Origin of the sequence: Nocardioides humi, assembly GCF_006494775.1 — a bacterium.
Taxonomy (GTDB): domain Bacteria; phylum Actinomycetota; class Actinomycetes; order Propionibacteriales; family Nocardioidaceae; genus Nocardioides; species Nocardioides humi.
Genome location: NZ_CP041146.1, coordinates 3,315,584 through 3,332,838 on the forward strand (window position 1 = coordinate 3,315,584; position 17,255 = coordinate 3,332,838).

At 71.7% G+C, this 17,255-nt stretch carries 15 protein-coding genes; 10 read left to right on the forward strand and 5 right to left on the reverse strand.

Annotated features, from left to right (window positions below):
- Positions 1–18: 18 nt before the first annotated feature.
- The 5 genes from FIV44_RS16295 to FIV44_RS16315 are packed head-to-tail and all read left to right on the forward strand — an operon-like array spanning position 19 to position 4,047.
- Positions 19–801 (forward strand): MBL fold metallo-hydrolase, encoded by a 783-nt coding sequence (locus FIV44_RS16295; protein WP_141005348.1) that lies wholly within the window; start codon positions 19–21, stop codon positions 799–801.
- Entirely contained in the window at positions 798–1,547 is a 750-nt protein-coding gene (locus tag FIV44_RS16300) for an IclR family transcriptional regulator (protein WP_141005349.1), read from the forward strand. The genes FIV44_RS16295 and FIV44_RS16300 overlap by 4 nt, the downstream gene beginning before the upstream one ends.
- Positions 1,447–2,442 carry a fumarylacetoacetate hydrolase family protein gene (locus FIV44_RS16305; protein ID WP_141005350.1) on the forward strand — a complete coding sequence of 332 codons (996 nt, stop codon included), beginning with the start codon at positions 1,447–1,449 and terminating at the stop codon, positions 2,440–2,442. The genes FIV44_RS16300 and FIV44_RS16305 overlap by 101 nt, the downstream gene beginning before the upstream one ends.
- Entirely contained in the window at positions 2,439–3,185 is a 747-nt protein-coding gene (locus FIV44_RS16310; protein WP_141005351.1) for an SDR family NAD(P)-dependent oxidoreductase, read from the forward strand. Before FIV44_RS16305 ends, FIV44_RS16310 begins: the two co-directional genes overlap by 4 nt.
- A gap of 16 nt (positions 3,186–3,201) precedes the next feature.
- Complete coding sequence (locus FIV44_RS16315; RefSeq protein WP_181410622.1) at positions 3,202–4,047, forward strand: aldo/keto reductase; 846 nt, start codon at positions 3,202–3,204, stop codon at positions 4,045–4,047.
- A gap of 64 nt (positions 4,048–4,111) precedes the next feature.
- Here the strand turns inward: FIV44_RS16315 and FIV44_RS16320 are convergent, their stop codons facing one another.
- From FIV44_RS16320 to FIV44_RS16340, 5 genes are all read right to left on the reverse strand, one after another.
- On the reverse strand, positions 4,112–5,383 hold the full coding sequence (locus FIV44_RS16320; RefSeq protein WP_141005353.1) for an HNH endonuclease signature motif containing protein: 1,272 nt from the start codon (positions 5,381–5,383) through the stop codon (positions 4,112–4,114).
- Positions 5,384–5,518: 135 nt separating this feature from the next.
- Positions 5,519–6,850: a TIGR02679 family protein gene (locus FIV44_RS16325; RefSeq protein WP_141005354.1), complete on the reverse strand. Its 1,332-nt coding sequence runs from the start codon at positions 6,848–6,850 to the stop codon at positions 5,519–5,521.
- Positions 6,847–10,950 (reverse strand): TIGR02680 family protein, encoded by a 4,104-nt coding sequence (locus tag FIV44_RS16330; protein ID WP_141005355.1) that lies wholly within the window; start codon positions 10,948–10,950, stop codon positions 6,847–6,849. Before FIV44_RS16330 ends, FIV44_RS16325 begins: the two co-directional genes overlap by 4 nt.
- Positions 10,947–12,194 carry a TIGR02678 family protein gene (locus FIV44_RS16335; protein WP_181410623.1) on the reverse strand — a complete coding sequence of 416 codons (1,248 nt, stop codon included), beginning with the start codon at positions 12,192–12,194 and terminating at the stop codon, positions 10,947–10,949. Before FIV44_RS16335 ends, FIV44_RS16330 begins: the two co-directional genes overlap by 4 nt.
- Entirely contained in the window at positions 12,191–13,765 is a 1,575-nt protein-coding gene (locus FIV44_RS16340; RefSeq protein ID WP_141005356.1) for a TIGR02677 family protein, read from the reverse strand. The genes FIV44_RS16335 and FIV44_RS16340 overlap by 4 nt, the downstream gene beginning before the upstream one ends.
- 106 nt (positions 13,766–13,871) lie before the next feature.
- Between FIV44_RS16340 and FIV44_RS16345 the strand changes: the two genes are divergently transcribed.
- From FIV44_RS16345 to FIV44_RS16365, 5 genes are all read left to right on the forward strand, one after another.
- Positions 13,872–14,354, forward strand: coding sequence for a hypothetical protein (locus tag FIV44_RS16345; protein ID WP_141005357.1), 483 nt, complete (start codon positions 13,872–13,874; stop codon positions 14,352–14,354).
- An 80-nt stretch (positions 14,355–14,434) separates the two neighbouring features.
- Entirely contained in the window at positions 14,435–15,355 is a 921-nt protein-coding gene (locus FIV44_RS16350; protein ID WP_141005358.1) for an AEC family transporter, read from the forward strand.
- Between the two features lie 62 nt (positions 15,356–15,417).
- The gene (locus FIV44_RS16355; RefSeq protein ID WP_141005359.1) at positions 15,418–15,666 is read left to right on the forward strand and encodes a type II toxin-antitoxin system Phd/YefM family antitoxin; all 249 of its coding nucleotides are present in this window, start codon (positions 15,418–15,420) and stop codon (positions 15,664–15,666) included.
- On the forward strand, positions 15,663–16,058 hold the full coding sequence (locus FIV44_RS16360) for a type II toxin-antitoxin system VapC family toxin (RefSeq protein WP_141005360.1): 396 nt from the start codon (positions 15,663–15,665) through the stop codon (positions 16,056–16,058). The genes FIV44_RS16355 and FIV44_RS16360 overlap by 4 nt, the downstream gene beginning before the upstream one ends.
- A gap of 58 nt (positions 16,059–16,116) precedes the next feature.
- On the forward strand, positions 16,117–17,235 hold the full coding sequence (locus tag FIV44_RS16365) for a YihY/virulence factor BrkB family protein (protein WP_141005361.1): 1,119 nt from the start codon (positions 16,117–16,119) through the stop codon (positions 17,233–17,235).
- Positions 17,236–17,255 lie beyond the last annotated feature (20 nt).

Consider the following 17,255-nt stretch of genomic DNA (forward strand, 5'->3'; position numbering starts at 1 on the left):
CGGCGAGAAGGAGGAGCGATGACGTTCGGAGTGCGGATCCTGCCGCTAGGCACCGGGGAGGTCCCCGGACCCGAGGTCTACTGGATGTCGGACTGGGACCAGTGGTACGAGCTGGCCTTCCAGGCCTTCCTGGTGGAGGGCGACGGCGTGCGGGCGCTGGTGGGCACCGGACCGGCGCAGGACCTGACCCCCATGAACGAGGGCTGGGCGTCCTTCCTCGGCGAGCGCGCTGCGTTCCGCCGTGAGGCCGGGCAGTGGCTGCCCGACCAGCTCGACGCGCTCGGGGTGCCGCTCGACAGCATCACGCACGTGCTGCTCACCCCGCTCCAGCTCTACACGACCTCCAACGTGCTGGCCTTCGACAACGCGCAGGTCTGCATCACCCGCCGCGGCTGGACGCACTTCCACACCAGTCACCGTCATCCGCACGACGACCGCGACACCTCGCTGACGCCGGACGTCGTCGCCCACCTGACGGGTCCCGCATGGGACCGGGTCCGGCTGCTCGACGACGAGGACGAGATCGCCCCCGGGCTGCGCACCTGGTGGACCGGCTCGCACCACCGTGCCTCGATGGCCGTCGAGGTGGACACCGCGGCCGGCGTCGTCACCATCACCGACGCCTACTTCACCGAGCGCAACCTGCGCGAGGACCACCCCATCGGCATCTGCGAGAACATCTACGAGGCGCTCGCGGCGCACGACCGGGTGCGGCGTACCGCCGACATCGCCCTGACCCTGTACGACGCCGAGCAGCTCACGCGCTTCCCGGACCACGTCGTCGTGCCGGCGCCCCGATGAGCGCGCCGGTCAAGTCCGCGGACCGGGTGCTGCTCATCTTCGAGCTGCTCACCGAGCACCCCGACGGCCTGACCCTGGTCGAGGTCCAGCAGAAGATGGGGCTGCCCAAGAGCAGCACCCACGGCCTGCTGCACACGATGGTGTCGCGCGGCTTCCTCGACCTGGAGCAGTCGACGAAGCGGTTCCGGATCGGGATCCGGCTCTGGCAGGCCGGCCGCAGCTACCTGAGTGCCGCCTCGATCGAGAAGCTCGCGTTGCCCTACATGGAGGCGGTCCGCGACCGGTTGAACGAGACCGTCCAGCTGGCGGTGCTCGACGGCGCCGACAACGTCTACGTCGCGAAGATCGACCCCGACCACCAGTTGCGACTGGCCTCCCATGTCGGGGCGCGCCTTCCGGCGTACGCGACCGGCATAGGCAAGGCGCTGTTGAGCACGCTCGACGACGACGAGGTGCTGCGCCGGGTCGGCGACGAGCCGTTCACCCGCTACACCGCCACCACGCTGCCGGGACCCGAGGCGCTGATCGCGGAACTCCACGAGGTGCGGCGCACGGGCTACGCCGAGGACCACGCGGAGTACACGCCGGGTGTCTTCTGCGTCGCCGTCCCGCTCGCTCGTGCCGCGGATCGGCAGCCGGCGATGAGTGTCTCGATCCCCGACGTCCGCAAGACCGACGAGCTCATCGCCCAGGCCATCGAGGCCCTCCAGGGAGCCGCGGCGTCGATCGCCGACCGGATCCCCTGACCCACCTCACGACAAGGAGCATCATGGAGTTCTTCAGGTACGGCCCGCCGGGGCCGAGCGGCCGGCGGTCCGCGACGAAGCCGGGACGACCTACGACCTGCGCGCCATCACCGGCGACATCGACGGCGCCTTCCTCGCCGCCGACGGCATCGAACGGACCCGCGCGGCGCTGGCCGCCGGCGAGCTTCCCGCATTCGACCTGGGCGAGGTGCGGATCGGCGCGCCGATCGCGCGCCCGCAGGCCGTCAGCTGCATCGGCATGAACTACGCCGCCCACGCGGCCGAGTCCGGCGCGGCGCCGCCGAGCGTGCCGGTCCTGTTCTACAAGCACCCCGGTACCGTCGTCGGGCCCGACGACGACGTCGTGCTGCCGGTGGGCTCGACCCGCAGCGACTGGGAGGTCGAGCTCGGCGTGGTCATCAAGGACACGCCGCGGCATCTCGCGGACGGCGACGATCCCCTGGCGTACGTCGCCGGCTATGTCACGGCCAACGACCTGTCGGAGCGGGCCAGCCAGCTCGAGCACTCCGGAGGGCAGTGGTCCAAGGGCAAGTCCGCCGAGACCTTCTGCCCGGTCGGTCCGGTGCTGCGGCCGGCCGACGAGGTGGACCCCCAGGCGCTGCGGCTGCGGTCGTGGGTCAACGGCGAGGTCCGTCAGGACTCCACCACCGCCGACATGGTGTTCTCCGTCGCCGAGATCATCCGGCACCTGAGTCGCCACGTGTACCTGGCGCCCGGCGACCTGGTGCTCACGGGCACCCCGGAGGGCGTCGCGCTCTCCGGCCGGTTCCCCTACCTCGCCGGCGGCGACGTGATGGACCTGGAGATCGAGGGCCTGGGCCACCAGCGCCAGCGGGTCCGCCAGGCCCCGACCGACGACGGCCCGCGCCCGTGAGCGCCGCGGGCCGCTTGGACGGCGTCGTCGCGATCGTGACCGGCGCCGCGGGCGGACAGGGCGAGTCGCACGCCCGTGGGTTCGTCGCCGAGGGCGCTCGGGTGGTCGTCACCGACATCGCCGAGGACCGGGGACGCGCGCTCGTCTCCGAGCTGGGCGACCGAGCGCTGTTCGTCGCGCACGACGTGGCCTCCGAGGCGGGTTGGGCCGAGGTCGTCGACCGCGCCGAGCATCACTTCGGTCCCGTCGGCGTCCTGGTGAACAACGCAGGCGTGGACCACATCGCCTCCATCGAGAACACCTCGCTCGACACGTTCCGCCACATCGTGGAGGTCAACCAGACGGGGACCTTCCTGGGGATCCGTGCGGTGATCCCCAGCATGCGCCGGGCCGGCGGTGGCTCGATCGTGAACATCTCCTCGATCGGAGGGATCCACATCGTGGTGAGGAGCCGGATCGCCTATGTCGCGGCCAAGCATGCGGTGCGGGGGATGACCAAGGTCGCCGCCGCCGAGTTGGCCGACGACGGTATCCGCGTCAACTCCGTGCACCCCGGCTTCGTCGACACCGAGATGTTCCGGGCGGCCAGCGTGCCGCCGGAGCGGATGGCGAGCGTGCCGCTGCGGCGGCCCGCGGCGCTGGAGGAGATCACGAGGCTGGTGGTGTTCCTCGCCTCCGCCGAGGCCAGCTACATCACCGGCACCGAACACCTCATCGACGGAGGGCTGTCGGGTGGATTCTGATCCGCGTACGGTGCGCGTGGGCGACCGGGAGATTCTCCGCGTCGGGCTGGGCGGCGCGCGGTGGTCGATCACCGACCCCGAGGACGACGGGCCCGCCGAGAGGCTCTTGGAGCTGGCGATCGAGGCGGGCGTGACCTACCTCGACACGGCCCGCGCCTACACGACCCGTGACGGCGAGGCGCACAACGAGCGCCTGCTGAGGCGGGTCCTGGACCGCATCGGAGCCTGGGACGACGTGCTGGTCGGCACCAAGGGCGGACACTACCGAGCCGACGACAGCTTCCCGATCGACGCGTCGCCGGCCTCGTTGAGACGCGACTGCGAGCGCAGCCTGGGCGCGCTGGGACGGGATCGCATCGACCTCTACTATCTGCACTTCCCGGACCCGCAGGTGCCCTTCGCCGAGAGCGTGGGAGCGCTCGCTGAGCTGCGGAGCGAGGGTCTGGTCGGCGAGGTCGGGCTGTGCAATGTCACCACGGCCCAGTTCCGGGAGGCACTCGGGATCGTCCCGGTGGCGGCGGTGCAGAACCGGATGTCGCCGTACGCTCCCGTCGACACGCCCCTGCTCGCCCTGGCCGCCGAGCGCGGCGCATCCTTCTTCGCCTATTCCCCGCTCGGCGGTACGACGCCCCCGGTCGGCGCCGACGAGCTCAGTCCGGCGGCGCTGGACGCGGCGCGAGAGCGTGGTGTCACCACGCAGACCGTGCTGCTCGCCTGGCTGCTCGGCCACGGGGACCACGTCGCGGTCGTGACCGGGGCACGTCGCCCCACTACGCTCCGGGCATCACTGCGCGCCGTCGATCTCGGGCTCACGGTGGCCGAGCACGACGCGATCGCCGCCGACCTGGCGGAGCGCTGGTGAAGCCCTCATCGACCGGGCTGGCGGCCCCTGGCTAGGGCCTGGGCTCGTGTCGCCGGGCAGTCTCCTAGTTGCGCCGGTGGAAGCGGATGTCGCCGTTGGGTAGTCGTTGGTGGGTGTAGTGGTGGTCGTGGATGCGTTGGTGGTGGTGTGCGCAGAGGGTGACCGCGTGGTCGAGGTCGGTCGATCCTCCGTTTGACCAGGGGTCTTCGTGGTGGAGGTGGCACCAGCGGGCGGGGATGGTGCAGCCCTCACCGCGACAGGTGTGGTCACGCAGCCGGATCGCAGCACGTTGGGCGGGTTGGAACAGTCGTGCGGAGCGGCCGAGGTCGAGGACCCGTGCGTGACCGTCGAGAACAACAGGGAGGATCCGGGCCTGACAGGCCAGCCGGCGGGCCTCGGTGGCCGAAATCGACTCCTCGCCCTCGCCGCTGCCGGTGAGGATCCCCGCGGTGGCGAGATCGGCACGGAGCTGCTCGATGCTCACCGTGACAACGACCGTGGTCGCATCACCCCCGTGCACGGGTAGGGCGTCGGGGTCGATGAGCTCGAGCAGGTCGATGAACGCCCACGCCCGGCGACGGTGGAACGGGGTCCGCGCCAGATCCGGATTCGCCTCCACAGCTTCACGAGTGCCGTGCTCACGCCGTGCCGGGTTGGTATGGGCGTCGAGGTAGGTCTTGAGTCGCTCCACGCAGGTGGTGGGCAGGATCCCGGTGATGCGGGAGGAGCCGTCGCCGAGGTCGCGGAACTTCAACGAAGCCTTCTCGCGTGCCGCTGCCTCTTCGGCTTCGAGACGTTTCGCTTCTTCGGCTTCGGCGATCTCGGGAGCCAGGACGTCGAGGATCCGCCGTCCCAGACGCCGCAGCTCGATGGGGGCGAACTCGGCGGCGTACTCGACGAGCCGGGCCTCGGCATCCGCGGCCAGTCCGGGTCCGAGCCGGTCAGGTAGGGCGTCGATGGCCTGGGTGATCACCCTGGCCTGTGTCGAGGTCACCTGCCCAGCTCGCATCGCCTGCGCCACCCGTGGCCGGGTCTCGAGCCCGTGGGCCAGGTGGAGGTCCGCACGGGCCGGCGCGGGGTCGATGTGGGCGGCGTGAGCGAGCCACGCCGCCGCGTCCCGGGCACCGTGCACGACGGTGATGTCACCGGCGTCGGCCAGGGTCCGCAACCGCAACTCTTCGACCTGCGCCACCAACGCGGTCGCCTGGAGCAGGAGTTGCTCCTTCTCGGGCGTCGACAGGTACAACGGCTGGGCGTCAGCCACCTCGGCCAGCGCCTCGCGACATGTCTCCACCGCCGCCAGCAACGGCTGCTGAACAAGCGGAGCCAGGCTCATGATCCGGACCTTCCCGAGTGGTCGACGTACGTCGAATCCTACCACGGGACTCGAACAAATGTTCGAACGACCTGCCTTTTGTGGATGCCTGTGGACACTGGTGGTCCGCGCCAGCAGCGCGCACGCCGTTGGCGGTCAGGCGAGCAGATCGTCGACGAGCAGGTCGATGACCGCCTCCTCCTCGATCGCCCGGCCGTACTCGGACATCGCCACGGCCAGGGCCGGATCCCAGAGGCTGGAGGCGGGGACGCCGCTGAGATCGATCGAGGGCACATCGAGGTTCGCGGCAGCGCGGTAGTCGCTCGACACGAAGCGCCACGGCGTCCACGGGACACGGGTGCGCAGGAAGGCAGCCACGCGCAGCCCCGGCCAGTCGAAGTCGCCGTGGTAGCGACACTCGGCTCCGTGCGCGGTCAGTAGTGCCAGCAGTTCGACGACGGCGGTGCTGGGCTGTCCCCAGGTGCACACCAGGACCGGGTCTTGCCGGACGGTTGGTGCGGTCTCGTTGCCCGCGACGGCGGCCCAGCGTGTCGCCGCCAGCTCGACGACCGTAGGGTTCTCGCACACGTGGACCACCCGGTCGGACCGCAGCGACGCGATGCCGCCCGACCGGACCTGGTCGAGAGTGAGCACCAGAGGCGCCCTGGCTGCGCGCATCTGCTCCGCGCATGCCGAGGTCGCCGCCGCGAGGCTCGTGCCCTCGCTGTGCGCGGCGCCGCTCAGGCCGAGAGCCAGCACGGTGGAGGCGACATTCGACATCACGACACCGGCAGCTGCCCACACCTCGCGAGTTGAGCGGGCCCGGCTGGATCCGCCTGCGAAGGAAGCCGCGACCGCACCGACCGCCAGGCGTCCGAGCGCCCTGGAGTCGTCGAGGGCGTGCGCATCGCCGAGCACCCGGCGGGCGAGGACCGCCAGCGGCTCGCCCTGGACCGGCAGCTCGTCCATGACCGCGCGCAGTTGTGTGACCAGTTGCGCGCCGACGTCGGGGCCAGGCGCCCGGTCGGTACGGCGGGCCTCGGCTCCGGCTGCTCGCTTCAGGCCGCCGCCGGCGCAGAATCCGGACCACCACTCGGCAAGCCGGCTCGGACCATCGTCGAGAAGGTCCTGCTCGACCGCCCGCCACGCCTCGGCCTCGCGCTCCGCGAGCGCGCGCTGGTCGACGACCGGTCCGGTCAGCGCGACCACGGCGTCGGCCAGCCCGGGCGGCCACGGCCCGCGGCGCAGTACCTCGTCGACGGCGGCGAGGTCGATTCGCAGCGACGTACCGGACCGACGCGGACGACCCACCAGCCGGACCGCCGCCTCGCGCTGGAGCTCGTTCGGCGAGTCGAGCCGGACGACGCCGGTCAACGCACCTCCACCGGCGCCGAGGATCCGTGACCGCACCCGTTCCACGAGCCATGCCATCTCCGGCGGCCCGAGGAGTCGTCGTACCGCGGCGAGATCGCCGCCGTGGTCGGTCATCCGAACAGGGAATCCCCGTCCTGACCGGTGGCCGCCGCGGTGGTGAGTGCGGTGGCGCGTGCGTCGGCGTCCACGTCGTTGTCGCGTCGGCGGGCCCGGCCGTCCCAGCGCCACCGGGTCACGCCGACCGCGTCGACCCCTTCGATCCGGGAGAGCTGGGCGATCGACAGTCCGGGAACCTCCGGATAGCAGCCCCACTCGCGTTCGCTGGTCATCACCACGTCCAGGTCGAAGGTGGCGAGCAGGCCGAGCGACTTCGCGCGCGAGTCGTCGTCGACGCCGGCGAATGCCTCGTCGAGCAGGATCAGTCGCGGGGCGTGTGGATCGGCTGAGTTGTAGTGGGAGGCCGCAGCGGCGAACAGCGGGACCGACACCGCCAGCACCTTCTCGCCTCCCGACGCCGGTCCGGATGCGGAGCGCCAGCTGCCGTGCTGCCAGCGCTCGACGGCGAAGGTGTGCCACTGGCGGTAGTCCAGTGCCTGCTCCAGGTGCTCCTGCCAGCCGCCGGTGGGATCGGCCTGCCGGATCTCGGCGATCCGTGCCTGGAGGAAGCCGCCGATCGCCTCACGGTCCTTCGCCGACCAGGTCGCGTCCGAGCGGAGCATCAGCTCGCGCGCCGCGCCCAGCCCCACCGGACCGTCCGCACGCTCGCGCCAGCGGACCCGAAGCTGCATGCCGGTGGAGGTCTTGCGCTCGGCAAGCTCGCGGTTCATCCGGTCCAGCTGCCTGTCGGCTGCCAGCAGCAGCTCGTGGAGGTGACCCGCGACCTCGTTGACCAGGTGGTTCTCCAGGATCTCGCGTTCCTTGGCGCTGAGCAGCCGTTCACGCTCGGCGACATCACCGGCCAGGCGCTCGGCCAATCGATCGATGTCGACCTCGTCGCCGCGGTAGCGGACCCGGGAGATCAGCACGTCGTCGTGCGGTTCGAGGAGGGCCGTGTGGCCGTGGCGGCTCATCTGGGAGGCGAGTTCGTTGGCCGCGCCAGAGAGACGCTGTTGAACGGCGTTCCAGCCGTCCGCCGACTCGTCCACGTCGCCGAGCTGCTGCTCGGCGGTGCGGGCCAGCCCCACCGAGGCCGTGACGGTCCAGGCGTCGGGATCGGCGACGTCGGGGGTGTCCAGTTCCGGCAGAGCGACGCGCAGCAGACCGGTGCCGACGAAGACCCGAAGTGATTCGACGACGGTGGCGCGGGCCGTGCTCTCCTGCTCGCGTTGTTCGGTGAGATCCACCAGCTGCTGCTCGAGCCGGGCGCTGTTCGTCGCCGCGGTGACGCGTGCTTCTCGCAGGCGGGACTGGGTTTCCACGACCTCCTTCAATCCTTGTGCCGTCGCGGCCAGTTCCGCTTGGAGCTGGGCGACCGTCGCCCCGACCGTCGCCTGGAGTGCCTCTGCCTCGGCTCGGAGTGAGGCGGCCTCCGAGCGGTGGGCGCGGGCCGCGGCGTCGGCTTCGTCGCGCCCCTGGGCCGCCTCGGCGGCGCGCGTCCGCGCGGCCTCACGTGCCCGCTCTGCCTCAGCCGCGGCCGTGAGCGCGTTGCGCAGCTCCGCCAACGCCTCCCGATAGTCCGCCACCGCTGCGCCGGTCCGATCGAGCAGCTCCTCGGTCGTGCCCAGGTCGAGCGCGGTGCCGGCCTCCCGCAGACGACCGTCCGCCTCGGCTGCCTCGACGGAGCGTCGCTCGGTCACCGCTCGCGCCATCGTCACATCGGCCTGCGCCTGCTCCACAACGCGTCGTGCAGCCGCGTCGCGGGCGTGGGCGGCGATCAAGTCCTGCTCGACATCGGCGGGGTACGAGGCCAGTTCGGCGGTGATGTCGTTCAGTCGGCGGTCGGCCTCGATGACGCGAGCGCGAGCAGCGGCGAGCTCGGCAGCGACCTGCTCAGCCTCGGCGCGCAGGCGAGCGATCAGATCGCGCCGGTGAGCCTCGCGGGCGCCGGCGCCGACATGCTCGGCCTGCTGTTTGTGCCACGAGCCGCGTGCGGGACCGGCGCCCCAGCGGCCGCCGAGATCGACCCACAGGTGAGCGCCGGCATCCTCACCCAGTCCGATCCGGGAGAGGACGTCGGCGACCACGACGTCGGCCACTCCGCTGTCCGGGGCCACGGCTGGAGTCAGCGCCTGGCCCAGATGAGCGTGCTCGCAGCGTGCGCCGCCGGCCCCGAGGACGACGTCGCCGTCCGCCTCCACCCGCCCGTCGTCGAACACCCAGGCGTCGAGCAGGCCGGCGGACTGCAACGCCGCCTCGAGCCCTGCCTGGTCTGTCGGGGAGAGCCCGGCAGCGAAGTCGACGAGTTGCCACAGTGGTGCTCCGGGGACCCCTGCGCGCGCCCGCTGATCGCGGCCGGGCGCTGCGGTCGGAGCGGGATCCTGGCCGGACTCCAGCTCGGCTATGCGGTCCTCGAGCGCGCGGAGCTGCTCGTCGTGTCCGTTCGCGGCGAGCTCGGCCTCGGCCTTGAGCCGGCCAGCACGCTCCCGGGCGACGCTCCCGGCGTGATCCACGGCTCGCCGGACCGGAGAGACGTCGACCAGCGCGCGCGCCCAGCTTGCGGCCGCCTCGGTCAGTTCGTCGGTCTCGTCCTCGACGCCGATCACGTCCAAGCCGCGTAGGAAGGCGCGCACCGCGTTGCGGTACTTCCCGACCACGGCATCGACATCGGCGTCCGCGGCCGCCAGGGCTTCGGTGGTGCGCGTGAGCGCGCTCTCCTTGTCGTCGAGCGCGGAGCGCTGTTGGTCCGCCCTGGCCTGAGCGGCTGCCGCCGCCCGAAGGAGCCCGCGGACGTGTCGGACCTGCTCGGTACGGCGGCCGATGGCGTCGCGTGCGCGGTCACCGTCGCTGCGGATCGCCGGATGTTCGGCCGCCAGTCCGGCCTCGAGGGCGAGCGCCAGCGCCGCGTTCTCGCGCCGCCGGGCCTCCGCGGCGGTGCTCGCCGATCGGACGTCGGCATCCTCGTAGGACGCGGCTTCGCGCTCGGCACGCCGGCCCGCGTCGTGAGCGCCGCGCTCGGCGTCCATGGCGCGGTTCTCGGCGTCGCGGGCGGCGTTGTCGGCGCGGTGCAGCCGGTCGGCGTCGCGCATCTCGGGACTCTCCCGTAGCGCCCGCTCGCGTCCGCGCAGCATCTCGTGCTCCTGGTCGGCGTCGGCGAGCGCGACAGCGATCCGCTCCGTCTCGGCTGTCGCGGTCCCCAGATCGGCCTCGATCCGGTGCAGCGTTCGCCCGACATGCTCATAGCGGGAGTTCGCCTCCCGCAGCGCCGTCGTGCGTCGCCGTGTCGCGACCTGGCCGTAGGCGCGATAGTGGCGAAGGAAGACCTCGGCGGAGCCGAGGGTGTCCTTGATGTCCGCGAGTCCCAGACGCTCCTCCTCCAGGGATCGGAAGGACTCCGCAACGTCGGAGACCACTGCCTGGTCGAGCGGTGCCAATGCCTCGGTGAGTGCCGCGGAGAGTGCCTTCTCGTCGGGGCGCTTGGACAGCTGTGGCTGACGCAGTTGGACGAGGAGGTCGATGAGCGCTGCGTATCGCTCCTCCCCCAGGCGGAACAGCGCCTCGTCGACCGCGCGCCGGTAGGCCTCCTGGGTCCCGTACACCTGGCCGGCGCCGTCGATCTCCTCGCGGAGTCGCTCGGCGGTGAGCACCGTGCGGGTCGAGTCGATCAGGCGAAGATCGCCGATCCGGCGGGCGGTGGTGAAGTACCACGTCTTGACGATCCCGCGGCCGGCGGCCGCCTTCAGCCCGATGCCCAGGGTGAGGAACCGCTCGGATCCGTCGGCCTCTCGTCGTCCGAACTCGACCCACGCGTAGCCGGTGCGCTCACTGTGCGGGTGGGCACCGCCGAGGAGGAGGTTCCACTCCATCCGCTTCTTGGGGTCGGCGTCCGGCTCGACGCGACGGGGGAGGACAGAGCCGTCCAGCAGGAAGGGCAGCGTCAGTGCCAGCACCTTCGACTTGCCGGTGCCGTTGTTGCCGCGCAGCAACAGCCGTCCGTCGTGGAACCAGAACTGCTCGTCGTCGTAGTAGAACAGGTCGACCAGCCCGAGGCGCTGGGGCTGCCAGCGTTCGGTCGACGGCTTCGGCAGCACGGTGCCCTCGATGGTGCTCTCGGTCATCGGGTCTTCCTCGTCTGGATCGTCGGAGCGGTCACCTTGAACCGCTGGAGTGCCGGCAGCGGCTCGATCAGCAGGTCGTCGGCCGGGCCCGTGACGCGGATCAGGCCCAAGCCGGCCAGCCGGGCCAGCGCCTCGTCCAGCAGGCTGTGGTCCGCCCCCGGATCCCGGGTGCTCTTGCGCCAGTACGACGCGTGCTCCCGGGCGAGGCGCCGCAGCAGCCTGCGCAGATCGCCGGCCGGCGTGGCGCCCCGAGCGGCGAGATGCTCGGCCACGAGCAGGGTCGCGTGCCCGTCGGTTCCCTGCTCCGGCATCCGTAGGTCGGTGAGCTGGTCATCAGGGTCGACCAGGGCGATCCCCTCGGCACGCAGCTCGGCGATCAGGCCGGTCGCCTCGCACAGCCGCCTGGTCAGCGGCACCCGCTGGTTGAGCAGATAGGCACGCTCCGCGTCGGGAAGCTCGTCGTAGTAGACGACCGGATCCATCAGCAGCCGCCGGGACACGGCGTGACGGAGCTGTCGATTGGTCTCCTCGTCGGTGTAGGCCGGCGGCGGTTCGTGCAGCGCCTCCTCGATCGCCGCGATGTCCGGGTCCGGCCCGAGCCCGGCCTCCACCAGGGCGGGGCTGTGCGTCGTTGAGAGCATCGTCGCCAGCACCCGGCGGTCCAGGTCGTAGAGCGCGTCGCCGTGGCCGGCGGCGTAGGACTCCTCGTCGCCGGCCACCCGGACCAGGACGCCGTGCTGCAGCAGTAGCCTGATCGCCGCGACCAGGTCGGACCGCTCCTCACGGTTGCCCAGGGTGAACTCCACGCTCTCCAGACCGGGCTGGCGAGCGGCGAGGACGACGTCCTCGGCGAGTCGGCCGAGTGCCACCTGCGCGTCGGAGCGCTCCAGAACGGCCAGGGCGAGGCACAGCAGCACATAGCGCCGGCGGGTGAATGGTGGATCTGCCTTGCGGGCGCGGGCCGGGTGGCGCTCAGCGACGCCGAGCGCGGTTGCGCCGCGCGGCACCGAGGACACCTGCAGGCGCACGGTCTGGGCCTCGACCACCAGCCGCCATCCGGTCTCGCGCTGGAACCACTCCCGGAGCTGATCGGCGTGCCGGCGGACCTGGCGGAAGAGCTCGCCGTCGGACTGGGCTCGCAGCACCGGCCGCAGCAGGAGCGCCCGCAGCGCCCGGGTTCGGGACTCGGCGTCGCGGTCGGTCAGCGCGTCGTTGATCCGCGGTCCGAGGTCGATGCCGTTCATGGGCGCTCCCCCGAGGGCTCGGTGGTCGAGCTGATGTCGACGACGTGGTTGGGTCCGACCAGCTCGCCGTCGGGTGTGCTGATCACGGCGACGCCCCCGCCGGGGTCGCGGGTCAAGGTGACGACGAGCTCGCCGTCGGATGTCTGCACCCGCGAGGTGGTCGCGTCGGGTCCCATCGCGCCGAGTGCGTCGCCGAGCAGTCCGAGGAAGAGCCGGAACGCCTCCGGGTCGAGGACACCGAAGGCGCTCAGCGGCTTCGGGCCGCCGGTCAGGATCCGCCGCCGCGCCGCGGCGGTCTGCTCGGCTTCGAGCCGTGCCTGCTCGACGAGCATGGTCCTGGCCGCCGAGCGGTCCGCTACGCGGGCCGCTCGGCCGCGACGCTCGTAGGAGCCGGTACGACGCAGTTGGGGGCTGATCTCGACCGGGGGTGCCTCGGACCAGGGTGTTGCATTCCCCAGTTGTTCGGCCGCCCACCGCTCCTGGGCCTCGCCGGGCACGCTGAGGTGGCGTACGGAGGTGAGACCGAAGGCCGTACGCCACAGCCGGTGCCGGTCGCCGTCCTCGGGCAGGACCGCGAACCAACGGGCCAGAGTGACGAAGTCGCGGGAACGGTCGGCGCGCCCGCCGGACTGCTCGTGGAGCGTCCGGACCACGGCGAGCAGCGCCGGGATCGCCGCCCGCGCGCGTGACCGGAGCAGCCTCGCCTCGGACTCGCGCCCGGGTGTGCTGACGAACCAGTCGGTCAGCCCCGACCACTGCCGCCGCCAGATCGCGCGCCCGAGATCGACCGCGTCGCCGTTCTCCCCGGGCGCGGCGTCGGCCGCCTCTCGCTCCGCGGCGACCCCGGCCAGGAAGTCCACGCCCTCGGTGTCGATCGCGTCAAGGAGCTCGGCGATGGCGGCACCACGGGTGAGCAGGTCGTTGATGAACCGCTCCAGATAGTCGATGAGCTGCTGCTTGTAGGCGAGGAAGGCGTCGACGTCGGCGTCGTGCAGGTCGATGGTGCGCTGGATCGAGCCCATGAAGGCGACCGCGTTCTCGGCGAGCTCACCGAACCGCTCCCGCAGGCTGCGCAGCGTCTGGTGGATCTGGGCGGCGTCGGTCGCCTCGCCGGCGTCCCGCGCTCGGACGGCGTCGCGCAGCGCGGTGAGGAGCACGATGATGTCGGCGAGCGCCACGGACTGGAGGGCGCCACGGCTGCCGAGCGCGGCGTCGTACTGCGCGAGGGCCCGCTCCGCAGCCTCGCCCGGACGCGTGAGCTGGTAGAGCATGCGGCGGCGATAGAAGTCCTCCAGAGCGGTCACCCGGCTGGAGTCGGGGATCGCGATCAGGTTGCCCCAGGTCGGTTGGGCGAGCCGCTCGAGCGCCTCCGACACCGCGGTCTCGGTCACGGGCCGTGCGTAGGTCGTCACCAGCGCCGCGTGGACCTGCTCGGGACGCGCGTGGACGGTGAAGCGCTCCTTCTCGGCCATCAGCACCCGCATGATCAGCCGATAGAGGGCAGCATTCTGCGTGGTGAGGTAGGCGAACGGGCCGTAGCCCTCGGCGCTGGCAGGGACCTGCTCGGTCATGGCATCCGATCCTGTCACGGGGGGCCGACGGATCTGTCGGCGGATCCTGCGGCGAAAGGCCGGTATGACGGAGACTGAGCCGGTCGGGGCCGGGTACGCGTCGTAGATGGACGACGAGGTACTCCACGGATATCTGCAGCACCACTGGGTCGGCTCGACCGCGGGCGTCTCGCTGTTCCAGCGTGTCGCCCGCAGCCACGGCGACCCGGCGGCCGCGACGGTCGTCGGGGAGCTGGGCGAGGAGGTGGCCGGCGAGCGCGAGACGCTGCGGGGGCTGATGACCGCCGTCGGCGTGCGCCCGAGCCGGGTCGGCGCCCTCGCTGCGCGGGCCGGGGAGGTGGCCGGCCGCCTGAAGCCGAACGGCCGGGTCCTCAGCCGCTCGCCGCTGACCGACGTCCTCGAGCTGGAGGCACTGCGCGACGCCGTCTACGGCAAACGGGGTGGTTGGGAGGTGCTGCGCTCGGTCGCCGACGACGACCCGCGGCTGGACGCGGCGCTGCTCGACGACCTGCTGGCGCGTTCGGACCGGCAGCTGGAGCGGCTTCAGGGGCTGCACGTCGGCGTCTCGCGGAAGCGGTTGCTGGCGTGAGCGTTCCCTCGCCAGCGGTCCGCGCCGGCCGAGGAGCCCCGGGTACAGGACGAGAACGTCACGGGTGATGGGATCGCCCCGTGGGCGGTGTGCTGGAGGGCTTCGCGACGATCGCGATCGTGATCGCCCTCGGCGCGCTCCTGGCCGACCGCGGGATCGTCGACGCGCACGGCCAGCGCAGCCTGTCGCTGGCGTCGTTCTACCTCGCCAGCCCCGCCCTGCTGGTCACCGTGCTGGAGGACTCCGAGCCCTCGCGGGTGCTGTCGGGACCGCTCGTCGCGACCGCCGCGGGCGTGATCGTCAGTGCCGGGCTGATGGTCGCGGTGGCGCGGGTACGCCGGCTGGACCCCGGCACCACCGTGATCGCGAGCCTCTGCGCGGCGTACGTCAACGCGGGCAACCTCGGCATCCCGATCGCGGCGTACGCGCTCGGCGACGCGGCGCTCGTCGTCCCCGCCCTCCTGATGCAGCTGCTCGTGCTCCAGCCGCTGGCGCTGACCGTGCTCGACGTGGTCACCAGCCCCGAGCGGCCCTCGCTGCCGAAGATCCTGTCCCGGCCGTTCACCAACCCGCTGACCATCGCCTCCGTCACCGGACTGCTGCTGGCGACGACGGACACCGAGCTGCCGAGGGCGGTGCACGCGCCGCTGGAGCTGGTCGCCGGGATGGCGGTGCCCGCGATGCTCATCGCGTACGGCGTCGCGCTCCGCCTCGGCCCGCTGCCCGGACGCGGGGTGACGCCGCGGGCGCTGGTCACGGTGACGTCGCTGAAGATGGTGGTCCAGCCGGTGGCGGCGTACGTCGTCGGGCGCTTCTGCGTCGGCCTGGACGGTCCCGAGCTGTTCGCCGTCACCCTGCTCTCGGCGCTGCCGACGGCGCAGAACGTCTTCGTGGTGGCGATGCGCTACGAGCGCGGCATCCTGCTCGCCCGCGACGCCATCTTCGTCTCGACCATGGCCTCGGCGCCGGTCGCGATCCTGATCTCGGCCCTGCTCGCCTGACTTCGCCATCGGTTGACCAGGTCAGTCTGGTCAGCCTAGTGGGGTGCGGCTACGCTGGCGGGGTGAGCGTGACCGTCAACGTCCAGGAAGCCAAGACTCGCCTCTCCGAGTTGCTGAAGCGGGTCGAGGCGGGCGAGGACGTGGTCATCGCCCGAGCCGGTCACCCCATCGCGGAGCTGCGGCCGGTTCGGAAGGTCGACCTGGTGTTCGGCGGATTCGACGTCGAGGTGGGCGACGCCTTCTTCGAGCCGCTCGACGAGGGCGATCTGGCGGCTTGGGAGGGCGCGGACGCGGTCGCCGAGGCCGGATGACGCTGCTCCTCGACACCCACGTCCTGCTCTGGGCGGCGACGGACAGCCCGCGGCTCGGGCACGGGGTCCGAGTCCGGCTGGGGTCTGCCAGCGAGCGGCACGTCTCCGCGGCGTCGGCCTTCGAGATCGCCACCAAGACCCGGCTCGGCAAGCTTCCCCACGGACGCTCGGTCCTCGACGGGTGGGCCCGACTGCTCCGCAACCTCCAGGCGACCGAGCTGCCGCTCTCGGTGGCACACATGAGCCGTGCCGGGGGACTGCTCTGGGAGCACCGGGATCCCTTCGACCGGATGCTTGTCGCGCAGGCGCAGCTCGAGGGTCTGACGCTGCTGACGGAGGACCGCGCCATCCGTGAGTACGACGACGTGCGGACTGTCTGGGGAGCGCGGTAGCCCGCCTGTCGGGCCGACCTTCGCCGGACGGGTACCACCGATGTCATAGGTTGCGCCTGTGGGAGTTGTCGGAGACATCGATCGGGCGCAGCGACGGAGATCCGCCGTCGGCTTCCCGCTCGCGGTCGTCTACAAGTTCTTCGACGACCAGGGGAACTACCTCGCGGCGATCCTGACCTTCTACGCCTTCCTCTCGATCTTCCCGCTCATGCTCCTCGGCACATCGATCCTCGGCTTCATCCTCGACGGGCGCCCGGCGCTGCAGGAGCAGGTCCTCGACTCCGCCCTCGGCCAGTTCCCGATCATCGGTGACGCGCTCGGCCGGCCGGAGGGCATCCAGGGGTCGACGGGCGGCATCATCGTCGGCTCGCTGACCGCCCTGTACGGAGCGCTCGGGCTCGGCCTCGCGCTGCAGAACGTCCAGTCCGCGGCGTGGGCGGTGCCGCGCAACAGCCGGCCGCATCCGGTGATGACGCGGGTCAACAGCCTGTTCATCCTGGGGGTGGCGGGCACCGCCATCTTCACGGTGTTCGTCGGCTCTGCGGTGCTGACCGAGACCAAGCTGGTCGGCGACCTGTCCACCCACGGATGGTTCCACTGGCTGGTGCGCCTGCTGACCGTGATCCTCCTCGGCTCGATGATGACCGTGCTGCTGCGGATGGCGGCGGCCCGTGCGATCCGGGACCGGGGGATCCGTGCGGCGCCGGGCGGGTTCACGATCGCGGTGCTGTGGCAGTTCCTGCAGTACATCGGCACCGTCTACGTGACGAACGTGCTGGCGAGCACGAACCGGAACAACATGACCGAGACCTTCGGCGTGGTCCTCGGCCTGATGGGCCTGCTCTACATCGGCGCGATCATGGGCGTGCTCGGGATCGAGGTGAACGTCGTCCTCGCCCGCAAGCTGTGGCCGCGCGCCCTGCTCACCCCGTTCACCGACTCCGTCGACCTCACCGAGGCCGACCGCCGCGCATACGCCATGTACGCCCAGATGCAGCGGCACAAGGGCTTCGAGACCGTCACCGTCCGCTTCGACGGGCGTGACGGCGACACCCACGAGATCGCGCTCGACCCCCGCACGGAGAAGGTCCACAAGCAGCACATCGCCGGCCGGCCGCCGCGCCCCGAGGCGGCGGACGAGCCGACCCAGCCGGTGAACCTCCCGCCGTCCATCTGACTACGGTGGTCCCATCACGC

Bases quoted from the DNA above. Each gene is read 5' to 3' on its own strand.
- FIV44_RS16295 (WP_141005348.1), top strand. From the start codon at position 19: ATGACGTTCGGAGTGCGGATCCTGCCGCTAGGCACCGGGGAGGTCCCC.
- FIV44_RS16300 (WP_141005349.1), top strand. From the start codon at position 798: ATGAGCGCGCCGGTCAAGTCCGCGGACCGGGTGCTGCTCATCTTCGAG.
- FIV44_RS16320 (WP_141005353.1), bottom strand. From the start codon at position 5,383: ATGAGCCTGGCTCCGCTTGTTCAGCAGCCGTTGCTGGCGGCGGTGGAG.
- FIV44_RS16325 (WP_141005354.1), bottom strand. From the start codon at position 6,850: ATGACCGACCACGGCGGCGATCTCGCCGCGGTACGACGACTCCTCGGG.
- FIV44_RS16330 (WP_141005355.1), bottom strand. From the start codon at position 10,950: ATGACCGAGAGCACCATCGAGGGCACCGTGCTGCCGAAGCCGTCGACC.
- FIV44_RS16335 (WP_181410623.1), bottom strand. From the start codon at position 12,194: ATGAACGGCATCGACCTCGGACCGCGGATCAACGACGCGCTGACCGAC.
- FIV44_RS16340 (WP_141005356.1), bottom strand. From the start codon at position 13,765: ATGACCGAGCAGGTCCCTGCCAGCGCCGAGGGCTACGGCCCGTTCGCC.
- FIV44_RS16345 (WP_141005357.1), top strand. From the start codon at position 13,872: ATGGACGACGAGGTACTCCACGGATATCTGCAGCACCACTGGGTCGGC.
- FIV44_RS16360 (WP_141005360.1), top strand. From the start codon at position 15,663: ATGACGCTGCTCCTCGACACCCACGTCCTGCTCTGGGCGGCGACGGAC.